The sequence below is a fragment of the Klebsiella scottii genome (assembly GCF_036561945.1).
Lineage (GTDB): Bacteria > Pseudomonadota > Gammaproteobacteria > Enterobacterales > Enterobacteriaceae > Klebsiella > Klebsiella scottii.
This window is the reverse complement of sequence record NZ_JARXNI010000020.1, coordinates 3249146-3265075: the sequence shown is the minus strand read 5'-3', so window position 1 is coordinate 3265075 and position 15930 is coordinate 3249146. Positions and strand designations below refer to the sequence as shown.

Annotated in this window: 16 protein-coding genes and 1 pseudogene; 14 read left to right on the top strand and 3 right to left on the bottom strand. The window is 56.8% G+C overall.

Going from position 1 to position 15930, the window contains the following annotated elements; translation table 11 throughout:
• Positions 1-4: 4 nt before the first annotated feature.
• Both accC and QFI97_RS23020 read left to right on the top strand, forming a co-directional pair.
• A complete protein-coding gene (gene accC, locus QFI97_RS23025; RefSeq protein ID WP_331833625.1) occupies positions 5-1351 on the top strand; it encodes an acetyl-CoA carboxylase biotin carboxylase subunit in 1347 nt (448 codons plus the stop codon).
• Between the two features lie 74 nt (positions 1352-1425).
• Complete coding sequence (locus tag QFI97_RS23020; protein ID WP_095105483.1) at positions 1426-2697, top strand: Glu/Leu/Phe/Val family dehydrogenase; 1272 nt, start codon at positions 1426-1428, stop codon at positions 2695-2697.
• Between the two features lie 60 nt (positions 2698-2757).
• Here QFI97_RS23020 and QFI97_RS23015 read toward each other — a convergent pair whose 3' ends face one another.
• Positions 2758-3678 (bottom strand): DMT family transporter, encoded by a 921-nt coding sequence (locus tag QFI97_RS23015; protein WP_331833624.1) that lies wholly within the window; start codon positions 3676-3678, stop codon positions 2758-2760.
• A 297-nt stretch (positions 3679-3975) separates the two neighbouring features.
• On the opposite strand from QFI97_RS23015, the gene QFI97_RS23010 reads away from it, so the two are divergent.
• From QFI97_RS23010 to QFI97_RS22995, 4 genes are read left to right on the top strand one after another with little or no spacing between them, the layout of a single operon-like run.
• Complete coding sequence (locus QFI97_RS23010) at positions 3976-4815, top strand: ABC transporter substrate-binding protein (protein WP_095105485.1); 840 nt, start codon at positions 3976-3978, stop codon at positions 4813-4815.
• A gap of 2 nt (positions 4816-4817) precedes the next feature.
• Positions 4818-5525, top strand: a complete 708-nt coding sequence (pxpB, locus tag QFI97_RS23005) for a 5-oxoprolinase subunit PxpB (RefSeq protein WP_346432047.1) — start codon at positions 4818-4820, stop codon at positions 5523-5525.
• Complete coding sequence (locus tag QFI97_RS23000) at positions 5522-6508, top strand: 5-oxoprolinase subunit C family protein (protein ID WP_095105488.1); 987 nt, start codon at positions 5522-5524, stop codon at positions 6506-6508. Before pxpB ends, QFI97_RS23000 begins: the two co-directional genes overlap by 4 nt.
• 10 nt (positions 6509-6518) lie before the next feature.
• A complete protein-coding gene (locus tag QFI97_RS22995; RefSeq protein WP_021312346.1) occupies positions 6519-7289 on the top strand; it encodes a 5-oxoprolinase subunit PxpA in 771 nt (256 codons plus the stop codon).
• 223 nt (positions 7290-7512) lie between these two features.
• On the opposite strand, the gene QFI97_RS22990 is transcribed toward QFI97_RS22995, so the two are convergent.
• Positions 7513-8715, bottom strand: coding sequence for a pyridoxal phosphate-dependent aminotransferase (locus tag QFI97_RS22990; protein ID WP_331833621.1), 1203 nt, complete (start codon positions 8713-8715; stop codon positions 7513-7515).
• A 362-nt stretch (positions 8716-9077) separates the two neighbouring features.
• Here QFI97_RS22990 and nac point away from each other — a divergent pair, with 362 nt between their 5' ends.
• The 8 genes and pseudogenes from nac to QFI97_RS22950 form a co-directional block, all read left to right on the top strand.
• Positions 9078-10001 carry a nitrogen assimilation transcriptional regulator NAC gene (gene nac / locus QFI97_RS22985; RefSeq protein ID WP_346432046.1) on the top strand — a complete coding sequence of 308 codons (924 nt, stop codon included), beginning with the start codon at positions 9078-9080 and terminating at the stop codon, positions 9999-10001.
• A 120-nt stretch (positions 10002-10121) separates the two neighbouring features.
• A complete protein-coding gene (locus tag QFI97_RS22980) occupies positions 10122-10559 on the top strand; it encodes an acetyl-CoA carboxylase biotin carboxyl carrier protein (protein WP_095105494.1) in 438 nt (145 codons plus the stop codon).
• Positions 10560-10672: 113 nt separating this feature from the next.
• Positions 10673-11425, top strand: a complete 753-nt coding sequence (locus tag QFI97_RS22975) for an SDR family oxidoreductase (protein ID WP_331833619.1) — start codon at positions 10673-10675, stop codon at positions 11423-11425.
• A 23-nt stretch (positions 11426-11448) separates the two neighbouring features.
• Positions 11449-12144 (top strand): amino acid ABC transporter permease, encoded by a 696-nt coding sequence (locus QFI97_RS22970; protein ID WP_004222853.1) that lies wholly within the window; start codon positions 11449-11451, stop codon positions 12142-12144.
• A gap of 5 nt (positions 12145-12149) precedes the next feature.
• Positions 12150-12911, top strand: coding sequence for an amino acid ABC transporter permease (locus tag QFI97_RS22965; RefSeq protein ID WP_032753693.1), 762 nt, complete (start codon positions 12150-12152; stop codon positions 12909-12911).
• A gap of 9 nt (positions 12912-12920) precedes the next feature.
• Positions 12921-13658, top strand: coding sequence for an amino acid ABC transporter ATP-binding protein (locus tag QFI97_RS22960; RefSeq protein WP_095105500.1), 738 nt, complete (start codon positions 12921-12923; stop codon positions 13656-13658).
• 569 nt (positions 13659-14227) lie between these two features.
• Positions 14228-14845 (top strand): LysE family translocator, encoded by a 618-nt coding sequence (locus QFI97_RS22955; protein ID WP_346432045.1) that lies wholly within the window; start codon positions 14228-14230, stop codon positions 14843-14845.
• Between the two features lie 104 nt (positions 14846-14949).
• A pseudogene (locus QFI97_RS22950) lies at positions 14950-15194 on the top strand (integrase); the annotation flags it as partial.
• A 144-nt stretch (positions 15195-15338) separates the two neighbouring features.
• Here QFI97_RS22950 and QFI97_RS22945 read toward each other — a convergent pair.
• Positions 15339-15800 carry a hypothetical protein gene (locus tag QFI97_RS22945; protein ID WP_346432044.1) on the bottom strand — a complete coding sequence of 154 codons (462 nt, stop codon included), beginning with the start codon at positions 15798-15800 and terminating at the stop codon, positions 15339-15341.
• Positions 15801-15930 lie beyond the last annotated feature (130 nt).

The following is a 15930-nucleotide window of genomic DNA, read 5'->3' as shown; positions in this document are numbered from 1 at the left end:
TCTCATGCTGGACAAAATCGTGATTGCCAATCGCGGCGAAATCGCGCTGCGTATTCTGCGCGCCTGTCGGGAGCTTAACATTCGCTCGGTTGCCGTCCACTCTACCGCCGACCGTGAGTTAAAACACGTGCTGCTGGCCGATGAAAGCGTCTGTATTGGTCCGCCGTCATCCGCCAAAAGCTATCTCAATATTCCGGCGGTAATTTCGGCTGCTGAAGTGACGGGTGCGGCGGCCATTCATCCCGGTTATGGTTTTCTGGCAGAAAATGCAGATTTTGCCGAACAGGTGGAGCGCTCAGGGTTCGTGTTTATCGGCCCGAAAGCGGAAACCATCCGTCTGATGGGAGACAAGGTCTCTGCTATTCAGGCGATGAAGCAAGCCGGGGTGCCGTGCGTGCCGGGATCCGACGGCCCGCTGGACGATAACCAGGAGAAGAATCGCCGGCTGGCAGCAGGGATCGGTTACCCGATCATCGTCAAAGCCTCCGGCGGCGGTGGTGGGCGCGGGATGCGGGTTGTCCGTGAAGAGAAAGAGCTGGCGCAGGCCATCGACATGACGCGCGCCGAGGCAAAAGCGGCGTTCAACAATGGTATGGTCTACATGGAAAAGTATCTGGAGAACCCGCGCCATATTGAAATCCAGATTCTGGCCGATGGACAAGGGCAGGCGATTTATCTTGCCGAGCGCGATTGCTCAATGCAGCGTCGTCACCAGAAGGTGGTGGAGGAGGCCCCTGCGCCGGGGATCACCGAGGAGATCCGCCAGGCTATCGGCGAGCGCTGTGCCAAAGCCTGTCTGGACATCGGCTATCGCGGCGCCGGTACCTTTGAATTTCTCTATGAGCAGGGTGAGTTTTATTTTATCGAAATGAATACCCGCATTCAGGTGGAGCATCCGGTGACGGAAATGATCACCGGCATTGACCTGATTAAAGAGCAGTTGAGGATTGCCGCCGGATTGCCGCTCTCCATCAGCCAGCAGCAGGTGAGCGTACGCGGTCATGCGATTGAATGCCGTATTAACGCCGAAGACCCGCACACCTTCATGCCTAGCCCCGGCAAAATTACCCGTTTTCATGCGCCAGGTGGCTTCGGCGTACGCTGGGAATCTCATATCTACGCAGGCTACTGCGTCCCGCCGTACTACGACTCGATGATTGGCAAACTGATCGTCATCGGCGATAGCCGGAATGACGCCATTGCGCGGATGGAACATGCCCTGAGCGAACTGGCGATCGACGGCATCAAAACCAACGTTGAACTACAGCGGCGGATCATGGCGGATGACCATTTTCGCGCCGGCGGCAGCAACATCCATTATCTGGAAAAGAAACTGGAGCTCAGTCGCTGAACTTCGCCGCAAAGCCGCCTCCGGGCGGCTTTCTTCATCTATCGCTATCACTACTGGAAAACCGGAGGTAAGTTGTGTCTGCACTCTCTTATGTGACGGGTGAGAGCCATTGCGCCTGGGCTATCTATCTCTCCCAGGTGGAACGTGTTCTGCCGCTGCCCGGCGATCTCAATCGCTGGGCGGATACCCTGCGCCACCCGGAAAGGGCGCTGATTGTCGATGTTCCTCTGGAAATGGATGACGGGACGATTCGCCATTTTGAAGGCTATCGCGTTCAGCATAATCTCTCCCGCGGACCTGGCAAGGGGGGCGTGCGCTATCACCCCGACGTCAGCCTGCAGGAGGTGATGGCGCTGGCGGCGTGGATGACCGTGAAATGCGCGGCGCTCAATCTGCCGTTCGGCGGGGCGAAAGGCGGTGTGCGCGTCAACCCGACGACGCTATCCGACAGAGAGCTGGAGCGTTTGACCCGCCGCTACACTTGTGAAATCAGCAGGGTGATCGGCCCACGGCAGGATATTCCGGCGCCGGATGTCGGCACTAACGCCCAGGTCATGACCTGGATGATGGATACCTGGTCACGCAACGCCGGAACAGCCGCGGCCGGCGTGGTGACGGGGAAACCGATCCACCTCGGCGGATCGCTGGGGCGGGTGCAGGCTACCGGGCGCGGAGTGTTTATCACCGGCTGTTACATCGCGGAAAAAATGGGACTCTCCGTGGCGCAAAGCCGGGTTGCGGTGCAGGGGTTTGGCAATGTGGGTAGCGTCAGCGCCGGGTTGTTTCATGCCGCCGGCGCGCGGGTGGTGGCTGTACAGGATCATCGTGCGACGCTGTATCAGCATAACGGGCTCGATATCCCGGCGCTGCAGGCGTGGCAGCAGGCTCACGGCACGATAGCCGGTTTCCCCGGCGCCGATAGCGTGGCGGACGAGGCTTTCTGGCGTCTCGAGTACGAGATATTGATTCCGGCAGCGTTGGAGGGGCAGATTAGCGCGGAACTCGCCGTCGGGCTGCGCTGTCGCCTTATTCTGGAGGGAGCCAACGGTCCGACGCTGCCGGAGGCCGACGATGTGCTGGCTGAGCGGGGGATCATGCTGGTTCCAGACGTTATTGCCAACGCCGGCGGGGTGACGGTCAGCTATTTCGAGTGGGTGCAGGATTTCTCCAGCCTTTTCTGGAGCGAAGAGGAGATCGACGCGAGGCTGGATACCATTATGCGCCACGCTATCGAAAGCGTCTGGCTGAAAGCGCAGGCGCTGGCAATTCCCCTGCGTACCGCCGCCTGGGCCTTGGCCTGCGAACGGATCCTACAGGCAAGTAAAGACCGCGGGCTGTATTCCTGAGGCGGGGCGATGAAAAGCCCTGCGCTACCGGCGCGGGGCCACAGGTAGAGTCAGAAAGCGTCAGGAAGAGGCGCGCGCGATATGCGCCCGCCGCTGCCGCTGGTCGCACCACAGGGTGAATATCCCCGCCAGCGCTACGATCCCCGCGCCGATCAGCGTTGATGAACCGGGCAGGCTGTTTAAGAACAGATAACCGATTACCATCGACCAGACCAGCGTGGTGTAGTCAAACGGCGCCAGTAGCGAAGCGTCGGTAAATCGCAGGCTCAGCGTGACCAGAATCTGTGCCATGCCGCCGAAGAAGCCGCAGCCCACCAGCAACAGCAGCTGACCCGGCGTGGGCCGTGCCCAGCCGAACAGGCTGGTTGCCAGACCAATCAGGGTGGTCATCAGCGAGAAGTAAAAGACGATGGCGCCAGGTTTTTCAATGCCGTTGAGAAAACGGATCTGAATGTTGGAGGTGGCGGTGCAAAGAGCGGCCAGCAGGGCGAACGCGACGCCGAGAGCCATCCCGGACTGCAGGTGGCCGCCGGCGAACAGAGAACCGCTGGCGGTTAAACTGGCGGAGAGCATAAACAGGATGCCGGAAAAACCGACAATAACCCCCAGCCAGCGGGAAAAACGTACCCGCTCTTTCAGCAGCAGGGCCGCCATGATGACGGTGAAGAGCGGGGCAGCGTAGCTCAGGGCGGTGGCGTCGGCGAGAGAAATCGATACCAGCGCCAGATAGTTGAAGTACATCCCACCGGTACCGGAAAAGCCGCGAATCAGATGGCCGAAAATATTTTTGGTCTTGATACTGGCCAGCACGTTGCCCTGAGCTTTTAACCAGATGAGCAGGGGAAACATGGCGATAAAGGAGCGAAAGAAAATCACCTCGCCGGTGGGAATCGCCCCCTGCAATCCTTTGACGCAGGCCAGCATTAACGTAGCGCACAGCGCGGAGAGTATTTTTAGATAAATCCCAAGTCGGGCATTCATGTGACTACCTTTGGTTAACGGTCGCGGAGGGACGCGGCGTGGGTGTCGCGCATGGCGTTACAGTAGAGGGCGCGAGGGGCAGGCAGATAAGATAATTTTGTTCTGTCAGGATAATTTTTGCTTATCTCTGCGCGCCGGTGCCGTCATATAAATCACCTATCTCCCGACAGCGTTTCCCTCTTACCCATCACGTAAACAATGTCGATATAGTCGCGATAAGTGGTTAGCTATACCGGCGAAACGGGGAACCTCTTACCGGGTGTCGGTACTCTTTTATCCAGACCGAGGAAAACAATAATGAAACTGAAGCGAAATGCGGGTTTAGCGCTGGTTCTGACACTGGTAGCGGTGTCCGGCGCCGCGCGCGCCGACATGCTGGCGGATATTCATGCACGCGGTGAGCTGAAGTGCGCGGTCTATTCCGATGTGCCGCCGTTTTCGGCCCCGGATCCAAAAACCCGCCAGCTGGTCGGGATGGACGTTGAACTCTGTCATTCGCTGGCGAAACAGATGGGGGTCAAGGCGCAGCTGGTTCCTACCTCCGTGGAAGCGCGTATTGCCATCATCGCCACGGGGCGAGCCGACGTGCTGATCGCCAACCTTGCCTATACCAAAACGCGTGGCCGCCAGATTCAGTTCAGTGACCCTTACTACGTCGCGAAAGAGATGCTGCTGGTAAAAGAGGCGAATGCCGATAAAACCCTCGCCGATTTTAAAGGCAAGCGTATCAGCGCCACCAAGGGCACCACCTCTGAACAATCCATCGTGCTGAAGGGGGGCAAACCGGTTACCTTCCAGGATGCCGCGTCGGCCTTCCTTGCCCTTGAACAGAATAAAGTGCTGGGTTTCGTCACCAACACCATGACTGGTATCAAAATGATCGGCCAGGCAAAAAAGGACGGCATTAATCTGGCGATGATTAAAGAGCCGATGGCGCTTGAGCCAATCGGCGTAGGGATGAAGCAGGGTGAACCGCAACTGCTGGCCAGCGTCAATGAAAGCCTGAAGGTTATGGATGACGACGGGACGATCGACAAGATCTGGAATACCTGGATTGGACCGAACACCGAATACAAAATGGTCCGCGAAGAACGGGTACAACCGTTATCCAGCCTCACGTTCGAACCGCTGGAATAAGTATGACGCCGACATCGAAAACGTTGTTACCCGAGCGCCGCGTTGAAATTCATGCCAGCGCCCCGGCACGGATCTCCATGATGGGCAGCCGGGCCTGGCTTATCGAAGCGCCTGGCGCCTTTGACCTTCCGGCGCAGCGCCGTATCTGGTCTATGGCGCAGAACCTGCAGCGGTGGCCGGAGGTGGAATCCTTGATCCCCGGTGTGACCAATTTACTGGTACTGCTACGCGATACGCCGGAGGAGCCGACGGCGGTGGAGCGCTGGTTGCGCGAGTGCTGGCTGTCCGCGCAGGTGCTCAACGTCGAAGGGCGACAGATTGATATCCCGGTGTGCTACGGCGGGGAACACGCCACCGATCTGGAGGCGGTATGTCGGCATACCGGTTTTTCCGCCCGGGAAGTTATTCGTCGGCATTCGCAGGGGGTCTATACCGTAGTCGCGCTTGGCAGCGCTCCGGGGTTCGGCTATCTGCATGGTCTGGATCCGCGCCTGGCGACGCCGCGTAAAAAGGTGCCTTCGCTGAATATGCTTAAGGGGACGGTCACCATCGGCGGGCCGCAGGCAGGCGTCTCGGTGCTGACCGGGCCGAACGGCTGGAACGCTATCGGCTACGCGGAAATTGAGGTATTCAATCCCCATGCTGCCATTCCTGCGCTGATGGCGCCAGGCGATATCATCCGTTTTCTGCCTGAGAGAGTCGAACTGTGATTGAGATTGAACAAAGCGCCTCGCTAAATACGATCCAGGATTTAGGCCGCCCGGCGTGGCGCCACCTCGGCGTCTCGGTGAGCGGCGTGATGGACCCGCTGGCGCTACGCGCCGGCAACACCCTGCTGGGGAATGAGGAAAACGCGGCGGCCATCGAAGTGCAAATGTTTCCCTTCCGCGTGCGTTTCCTGGCGGACACCTGGATCGCGCTCACCGGCGCCGATTGCCGTGCAAGGCTCGACGGCGAAGAACTACCGGCCTGGTGGGGCTGCACGGTACGTAAAGGACAGGTGCTGGAGTTGCGTTTTCCCCGTCGCGGCGCACGCGGCTACTTATGCGTGGCCGGGGGCATTGATGTCCCTCAGGTTCTGGGCTCGCGCAGTACCGCCCTGCGCGGCGGTTTCGGCGGACTCGAGGGGCGGCAACTACAGCGCGGCGACGTGCTGTCCTGTGGCCCTTGGCAGGGAGCACCACTTCCGGATTCCGGGATTGGCATTGAGCCGCCGGAAGTGGCCTTAAGCGCCTTTTTCCCGCGCAACGCACAGGGCGATGTACAGATCCGTGCTATCCCCGCCGGCGAGTATCCGCTGTTTGCCGCTGATGCACCGCGTTTCTGGAACCAGGCGTGGAAAATTTCGCAGCACAGCAACCGAACCGGCTATCGCCTGGCGGGGGAGCCTATCCTGCCAGCCGAAACGGTTGAAATGCGCTCCTATGGCCTGATACCGGGCATCGTACAGGTTCCGCCGGCCGGCGAACCGATTATCCAGCTAAGCGATGCCAACACCGCGGGAGGTTATCCCAAAATTGCCTGCGTGATTGAAGAGGACCTCTGGCGTCTGGGCCAGCTCCAGGCGGGTCAGTCAATTCAACTGGTACAGACCGATACGTCTACCGCCATCGCAGTGCGGCAGGAAATTGAACGTTGGCTGCAGCGTTTGCGCGTCAGCATAGCGCCGCTGATCAGGGTCGTTGGTTTATAAGGAACTCAGCATGAAAATTGATGTGAACTCTGATATGGGAGAAGGTTTTGGCGTCTATCAGCTATGTGATGATTCAGCGCTAATGGATAAGGTCTCTTCCGCCAACATCGCCTGCGGTTTTCACGCGGGGGATCCGGCGATCATGACGCGGATGGTACGCCTGGCGAAGGTACGCGGCGTGGGGATTGGGGCCCACCCCGGTTTGCCGGACCGCCAGGGCTTCGGGCGCAAAGAGATGGCGTTCTCTGCCGATGAGATCTGCCAGCAGGTGGTATATCAGCTTGGCGCGCTCTCTGCCATTGCCCGCGCCGAGGGTACCCGGGTAGTTCACCTGAGTTTTCACGCGGCAATGGGCAATATGATTAACCGTGACGATGCGCTGGCGCTGCAGGTGATGCAGGCTGTCGCCCGGATCGATTCGCAACTGATTATCTTCTGCCAGCCGGATACTATAATTGAACGGGCGGCGCAGGCTGCCGGATTGCCGACGCTGACGCTGTTTCTCGCTGACCGGGCCTACGACGATCGCGGACAACTTGTCCCGCGCGGTATTGCCGGTTCGCTAATCAAAGAGGAAGCGGCGGTGCGCGCCAGAGTACGTCAGTTTCTCCAGCAGGGAACGGTGACCACTTTTAGCGGCAATACGCTGTCGATACGTGCGCGTTCGATCCTGGTCCATAGCGATACCCCGGGCTCGCTGGCGCTGGCGACGCTGGTTCGTAGTGAGATTGAAGCCTGCGGCGCGACGGTAGCATCCGCCGCGGAGGTGCTGGCGCAGTAAAGCCTTTCCCCGTGACGAGGGGTGCAAATCGCGCCCCTGACCACTACCTGCTCTCCCTTCACGCTATGCGCTCTCGGACCCACAGTCAGTCAAAACCCATTTGCCATCCCGCCAGGTATGAATCTATCCCTGCGCGCCCTCAGGCGCGATAAAAAATGCCTGCCGGTCAGACGCCAGGCAGGCATTTCACTCTGCTTAGCGCGCACAGTCTGCGCGCTACAGCTTAACGGCAACCCGCGCAGAAGGCCGCGAGGCGATCGCAACCGGTTTGCAATCGTTCCATACTGGTGGCGTAAGAAAGGCGGAAGTAGGGGCTCATGCCGTAGGCCGCCCCCTGTACCGTCACCACGTGTTGCTCTTCGATAAGCGCCATAACAAAATCGGCGTCGCTGGCGATAAAACGCCCGCTGGCGCTGGTTTTTCCGATAAACGCCTCAATGTTGACGAACAGATAGAAGGCCCCCTGCGGCTTATGGCATCGCAGACCGGGAATACCGGCAAGACGCTCAAGCACGTAATCGCGGCGCTGGCGATAGATTTCCGCCCGTTCTGCCAGCAGATCCTGCGGGCCATCAAGTGCGGCGACGGACCCCGCCTGTGCCAGGGTCGCCACGCCGCCGCTGTTTTGCGTATTGACGTTGCTCATCGCCTTAATCAGCGTCAATGGGCCACCGCAAAAACCCAGCCGCCAGCCGGTCATTGAATAGGCTTTCGAGACGCCGTTCACTGTCAATACGCGATCATACAGCCGGGGCTCCACCTGTGCCAGGGTCCAGAATTTCACCCCGTCGTACAACAGATGCTCATAAATGTCGTCGGTCATGATCCAGATCTGCGGATGACGCAGCAGCGTCTCACCTAGTGCCAGGAGTTCGGCATGGGTGGCGACCGATCCGGTCGGATTGCTGGGATAATTCAGCAGCAGCCATTTGGTCTTCGGCGTGATCGCTGCTTCGACGTCCTGCGACAGTGGTTTAAAGCCGTACTCTTCATGACAGGGTACTGGCACCGGTGTGCCGCCAGCGAATTTAACGATGTCGGCGTAGCTAATCCAGGATGGCATGGGGATGAGTACCTCATCGCCGGGGTTAATTGTCGCCATCATGGCGTTGAAGATAATCTGTCGGGCGCCGCCGGCGGTCAGGATCTGGCTGATATCGTAGCGTAGCTCATTGTCGCGCAGGAACTTGCGCTGGATGGCCGCACGCAACGCTGGCGTGCCGTCCGTCGGCGGGTAGCGGGTATCCCCGGCGCACGCTGCGGCATAGGCGGCATCGATCACGTGAGGCGGTGTGGGAAAGTCCGGTTCGCCGGTAGACAGACCAACGACGTCGATTCCCTGCGCGGTGAGATCGCGCGCTTTTTGCGTCATGGCGACGGAGGCGGAGACGGTAACATTTTTGAGACGATCGGCGATATCAGGCATGAGGCTGCGGTTCCTGGTTATAAGGTCAGCAAACCCGCACGCGGCGCAGAACGATCCGCCGCGTGCGGCGAGCGGGGGTCAATACACATCAACCAGCATAGAGGGGGGCAAAGGCGGCGAGCTAATAGCGCTTTGTTGTGGGGACATAACGCAATGCGATGACTGACGGGAATCGCCCGCTGACGACCGGCCGGCGAACGGGGCCGCGCGTATGCCCCGATGCCCCCCCACGGTGCAAACGCGGGAGTGCTGAAGAGCGGATTGCCCGAAATGGTGGCGCGATCGGCGGCCTGCGGGGCTTTTAGGTTCTGGCACCGATCTTGCTTGTCATCAGAGATGCGTATTGATGTAGGACAGCTACTATGAATCTTCGCCGCCTGAAATATTTCATCAAAATTGTCGACGTCGGGAGCCTGACGCAGGCCGCTGACATTTTGCATATCGCCCAGCCGGCGCTCAGCCAGCAGCTGGCGACGCTGGAAGGCGAGGTCGATCAGCAGCTATTGATTCGTACCAAGCGCGGGGTTACGCCGACCGATGCCGGGAAAATTCTCTATACCCACGCCCAGGCGATTCTACGCCAGTGCGCGCAGGCGCAGAGCGCCATCGATGGCGCGGGCCGGGCCCTGAGCGGCCAGGTTTCCGTCGGCCTGGCACCCGGCACAGCCGCCCAGCTGCTGGCGATCCCGCTGCTGACCGAAGTGCAGCGCCAGCATCCCGGGATCGTGCTCTATTTCAATGAAAACTATGGCACGACCCTCAGCGAATTAATCATGAGCGGGCGAATGGATATGGCGGTGATTTATGGCGACCGCGATATTCACGGTTTGCGTTTTCTGCCGCTGATGAAAGAGGAGCTTTTTTTCGTCTGCCCGCACACGCTGGGGGAGCCCCGGCGCGAAATCTCCCTGGCGGAGGTCGCCCGCTACGATCTGTTTCTACCGCGCATTTATAACATTATGCGTAAAGCCGCGGACGACGCCTTTACACTGGCCGGACTGAGCTACCGGGTGAAGTGCGAGATTGAATCGCTGACCACGCTTAACGCCGCGCTGGCGGCGGATCTCGGCGGCACCATCATGCCGGAGTCCGCGGCGCGCACCATGCTCCAGCCCGCCAATGCCTGGATGGCGAGAATTGTCGAACCCAATGTACTCACCTCGCTCTCGTTCTGTATGTCCGACCATCTGCCGCTTTCGCAGCCCGCGGAAGCGGTGAAGGGGATTTTGCTCTCCCTGATGGCGCAGCGGACTGAGGACAACCGGCCGCTAACCCTGGTGGGATAATAAGTCCCCCTTATTGCCTCAAAGCGAAACCCTCTTATCAACCCGTCCGATACCCGCGCTAGAGTCACTACTCTGGCGCGCGGCACTGCCGTGCTCTGACCCTTGCGCGATGGAATCATGATGGAAAAAGAACTGATAGCTTTTGAGGACGTGCGCCAGCTGGCGCAGAAGATGCATAACGCCGGACTACGGGAGCTTGAATGGCGCGGCGCGGACTGGTCGGTTCGCCTGCGCTACCCCGGTGGCAAAACGATGGCCGAACCGCCGCCTCTGCCGCCGCCGGCGGCCGAAACCCGTCAGCTATCGGTGTGTTCCCCGATACCGGGACGCCTGCTGCTGAGCCACCCCAGCCATGGGGAGGCGTTCGTCAGCGAGGGGCAGCGCGTTGCGCCGAACGATATCCTCGCGCTGGTGCAGGTCGGGCCGCTCTATTTGCCGGTGCGCAGCCCGGTGGCCGGGACGCTCAAAAACCTTGTGGCACAGGCGGGGAGCCGGCTGGAGTACGGCAGCGAGATCGCGCTGCTGCTGCCCACGGATGCCGCTTCCGCGAAGTTATAAGGACCCCTTATCGGGCCAAACTATTTATGTCTTATCCCCGTTGGACATAACTGCATACAGTCAGAAAAACAACGTCAAAGGCAGATCGGTCTGCCGCAACAGGAGAAGCTCATATGCCATTTTCAGATTATAAAGTGGCCCTGGTGACCGGCGCTTCCGCTGGGATGGGGGAAGCGATTGTCGAACGCCTTTGTCAGGAAGGAATTGAGGTCCATGCGGTCGCGCGTCGCCATGAACAGCTTGCCGCCCTGGCGGACAGAACTGGCTGCATTCCCCACGCCGTCGACGTCGGCGATCTATCGGCGCTGACCGCACTGTGCCAGGATCTGCAGGTCGATATTCTGGTGAACAACGCCGGCGTTTCTCATCCGGGATCGATTCTCGATGCCGAGGCCGACTGGGTCAACACCCAGGTGGATGTCAACCTGCGTGCCGTGCTGCACCTGTGTCGTCTGTTGGTACCGGGAATGGTGGCGCGCGACTGCGGCCACGTCATTAATATTACCTCCATCGCTGCGATTTATAACTTCAATGGCAATTCCATCTACCACGCCACCAAAGCAGGAGTGCACGCGCTGTCGCGTCAGCTGCGCGTCGATTGCTACGGCAAGCGGGTGCGAATTACCGAAATTTGCCCGGGGCGGGTGGCGACGGAGATATTCGGTAACGTATCCGGCGATCATGAAGAGGCCCGCCGTCGCTTTATCGATGGTTTCGAGCTGCCGGAAGCAAAAGATATCGCCGACTGCGTGGCCTTTGCCCTCGCCGCGCCGGTGGCGGTCAATATCGGCAATATTGAGATCACCCCGACGCTGCAGGTACCTGGTGGGTTATCCACGATGCGTCCCGGCGACCGTGAATCCTGAATGACGGTAAACGAGGAGGATATATGGCACTCGACTTCAGTAACGTGATGACTGGCCACTACGGTCAGATGATTATTGATGGCACCGTCGTCACTCTGGAACTGGCGTTGGGTGCATGGCTGCTGGCCATGTTTATTGCGCTGGTGCTGGTGATGATCCGCCTGAGCAACAAGCGCTTCGCGCAGCTTTTGGTCGCGGCGTACGTATCCTACCACCGCAACGTACCAACGCTTATTCAACTGATGATGTGGTATTTCGCGATCCCGACGCTGCTGCCTGAGTCGTTGCAGATGTGGGTTAACGAGATGAATGCGGAGTTTCTGTTTTCGCTTGTCGCGCTGGGATTGTGCCAGGCGGCCTACTTTTCAGAAGACATCCGCAGCGGTCTGCGTGCCATCCCCGAAGGACAGAATGAAGCAGCGAGGGCGCTAGGAATGGGATATTTGCGCGCCATGTGGCTGGTGATTCTGCCACAAGGGATCCGTAATGCGTTGCCATCGGTGATTAACCACACCGTGCTGCTGTTTAAAAATACCAGCCTTGCAATGGTCATTGGCGTTACCGAGTTGACTTACGTAACGCGCGATATTGAAAACCAGACCTTCCGTACCTTCGAAGCTTATATGGTGGCGACGGTAGGCTACCTGGCCTTCTCTTTGTTGCTGATGGGGATGGGAGCGCTGCTGGCCCGTCGCTTTCAGCGCGCGTATGCGAGGTAATATGTATGTTTGATTTTTTCACGATTCTGCGTGATAACGGCCTGTTGTTGCTGATGGGGCAGTATCCTGATGGTCCGCTGGGCGGTGTCCTGTGTACCTTGCTGGTGTCGCTGCTGGCAGTGCTGTTCGCCTTCCCGGTCGGCGTGCTGTTGTGCCTCGCTCGCCTCTCTCCGTGGCGCTGGCTGAGCTGGCCGGTCACCTGCTGGATCTATCTGCTGCGCGGTATCCCTCTGATGATGGTGGTGTTCTGGACCTATTTCTGCGTGCCGCTGCTGATTGGCCACAACATTAGTGGCTTCAGCACGATGCTGTGTACGCTGGTTATCTACGAGAGCACTTATATCGCTGAAATTGTGCGCGGCGGGATCCAGGCGCTGCCTTCAGGGCAATATGAAGCCTCCCGCGCGCTGGGAATGGGGCATGTGCGGGCTCTGCGCCTGGTGATTCTACCGCAGGCGTTGTACAACGCGCTGCCAAGTTTGGTCAGCCAACTGGTGTCGATTATCAAAGATAGCACCCTCGGCTACGTTATTAACGTTCCGGAGCTGACCTATGCGGCCAACCAGGTCAGTAATCAGCTGCTGACAAAACCGTTCCAGGTCTTTGCCATCGTAGCGCTGAGCTACTACATCATTAATTTTAGCCTGACGTGGCTGGCCAATCGCCTGGAGCTGCGTATTGCCAGCAGGAGGCAACGAGCACAGTCCGCTATGGGAAAGCCGGTCACGCCGCTGGTTCTCGACCCGTCACCATCACAAACTCAATAAGGAGCAACCATGCGACCGATGATTCTGTTCAATCAGGTGAATAAATGGTACGGGGAATATCAGGCCCTGACCGACGTCAGCGCCGAAATAAAAAGCGGTGAAGTGGTGGTGGTGTGCGGTCCTTCCGGATCCGGCAAATCGACGCTAATCCGGACGGTCAACCGTCTTGAGCCTATCGAACAGGGACAGATCTTGTTTGACGGCATTGATATTCATGGCTCGAGCACCAGGCTGAACCAGCTGCGTACGCGAATCGGCTTTGTCTTCCAGAGTTTCAATCTGTTTCCGCACGTTTCGGTGCTGGAGAATATCATGATGTCGCCGGTGAAAGTTCTCGGCGAGAAGCGTTCGGAAGCCCGACGTCATGCCGGGGAGCTGCTGGAAAGGGTGGGAATGTCGCACAAGGCCGACGTTTACCCGGCACAGCTTTCCGGCGGCCAGCAGCAGCGGGTGGCTATCGCCCGGGCGCTGGCGATGAAGCCGCCGGTCATGCTGTTTGACGAACCGACATCTGCACTCGATCCGGAAATGGTCGGTGAGGTGCTGAGCGTGATGCGCGGGCTGGCGCAGGAAGGAATGACCATGATGTGCGTTACTCATGAAATGAACTTTGCTCGTGACGTCGCCGATACGATCTGGTTTATGGATCAGGGACAAATACTGGAAAAGGCTGCTCCGGATAAATTCTTCACCGCGCCGCAACATCCGCGCGCGAGACGTTTCCTCAATGATTTACTGCTCCATTAGGAGTGAATTCACTGATCATGGAACTGGTAGGCACTTTTCAGCCTTGTACGCCTGATGAATTTCATCGGGCGTTTTGCATTGTAGTAGCAGTTGTATTGTACATTTCTACTCTACCGGCTTTCTTGCCTGTACCAGAGACCATCGGCAGTTATCCATTTTCGAAGTGCCGCAGCTCCAGATTCTCGACGGTCGTTCCGTTAGATGCTGCTTGCGAGCAGCATCTAACGGAACATACGGTTTTTAACAATCGACTGAATGACATTACTCCGGCTGAGTTCTTAATCTGACATAGTCATTAGAATCCTGATGTCCCCATGACCCGATGGTTTGAGCCTTTATGCAAGAAAAAGTGACATTACTAAATGGGTTGAAAGTGACATCAGAATATTGCAGGTACATTAGCTGTCAAAGCTAAGTTAATAGGTACGGGGGGCAAAGTTCAAATGTCCGCTCTGTGCCAGGAGCGGACATCGCTGAAATAGTGTTATGTTAATCGGCAGCGGTTCGTGATGTGTGTAGCTCGCGCAACGAGGGAATTGGCTGATACCGAATAATAATGGAGAAGATGAATGACAATTGATTTGATTGCAATTTCTGCAATTGGTGTAGCTATCTTGATCGGCGCAATGAGCCCGGGAGTTAGCTTTCTCCTCGTTGCCCGCACTGCCATGTCCAGTTCACGGCGGGCGGCATTATTTGTTGCAGCGGGTATGGGTTTTGGTGCACTTGTCTTTGCTGCCATAGCGTTAGCGGGTCTTCACACACTTCTGACGTTGGTCCCGTCACTTTACACAGCTCTTAAAACTGCCGGTGGTTGTTATCTCCTATGGCTGGCGTTAAAAATGTGTCGTCGTCCTTCAAACCGGTTTAGTGATCATACCGTATTAGAGAACGTCAGCACCTCAAAAGCTTTTCTTACTGGGGTATTCACGCAAATCAGCAATCCTCATACCGCTCTGGTGTTTGCCAGTATCTTTTCCGCAACGCTTAGCAAAGATATTCAGCCTATTATGTATATCATTCTGCCTATAATGGCATTCGTTATTGATTTGATTTGGTATGCAGTCGTGGCATGCCTGTTATCAACTGAAGGTCCACGTCATGCTTACATTAAATACCGTAAATTCTTAGACAGAATAAGCGGAGCAGTTATGGCCTTTCTTGGAATTCGACTGCTGTTAAAGTAAGTCAACGAATACAATTCAGTCCATGGATATACCGCCCTGATATCCGCTCTTCGCTCATGAAGGACGACCATACTCAAATCTCCCATATTGCAGGAGATTTGATCATGAACACGTCACCGTGGAACAAAGGCCGTATCGTCGGCCAAAAAAGACCACTTCAGATATCTCATATCTGGGGATCTGAATCAGGCTTGAACTAGAAGGTAAGACACGCGATTTTGTTCTGTTCAACATGGTTCTGGATAGTAAACTTCGGGCCTGTGATTTGGTGAAGCAGAAGGTTTCTGATGTAGTCTACGGACACTCAGTTTCGGGCAGAGCGACAGTACTGCAGCAAAAAACCGGGAGCAGGTCAGGGTAGCTAATTCTTGGTCAGGGCTACACCTTTGCTGAATCAGTCACCGCAACAATAACCTGATGGATAAGACAATGCTGGATGGGTGGCAGAGGAATCAATATACAGGTATCTAAGCGCGTTTTAATGTAACAGAGCCTAACTATAATTGTTCGATGTTTGGCTTAACGATTTTATTATTTCAGAAGAGAGATTTGATATTAACTCATCGCTGTGTTTGGATAATAACGAAAAACGGGGGAGTTCGAAAATAAGACGCCCTCTTGTTGGCTCGAAATAGTCGGGGACATTTGGTCCTGTCTCTACGCAACACTGGGCGAATCCCCATAAGATATCGAGTATTTCAACCATAAGTAACTCATCGGCACTATCAAGAATTTCTAATATAAAAGGAAGGGCAAGATATCCCGCTGGCGCCATAGAAACATGCTGATGACATAGTCCGCACCAAAGTTTATGACTGGCGGTCTTTGCTACTTCATGATCAGCTGATGATAATTGTAATAATAGTTCAGGAACATCGTTTGCGGGTCCATATGCTGTATAGGATGAATTCCAGTTTACTGCATAAACTCTATCCTTCAGTGATGCATTACTCATCAATGATTTCCTTTATATTAATTAGTATAGTTAATTGGTTTCCCGCATTAAATATAATTTAGCCAACACTAGTTCTGCTTACAATAAATAGTCTTAAGTGTATCACTGCAATTATAACCATTTAGTCGCA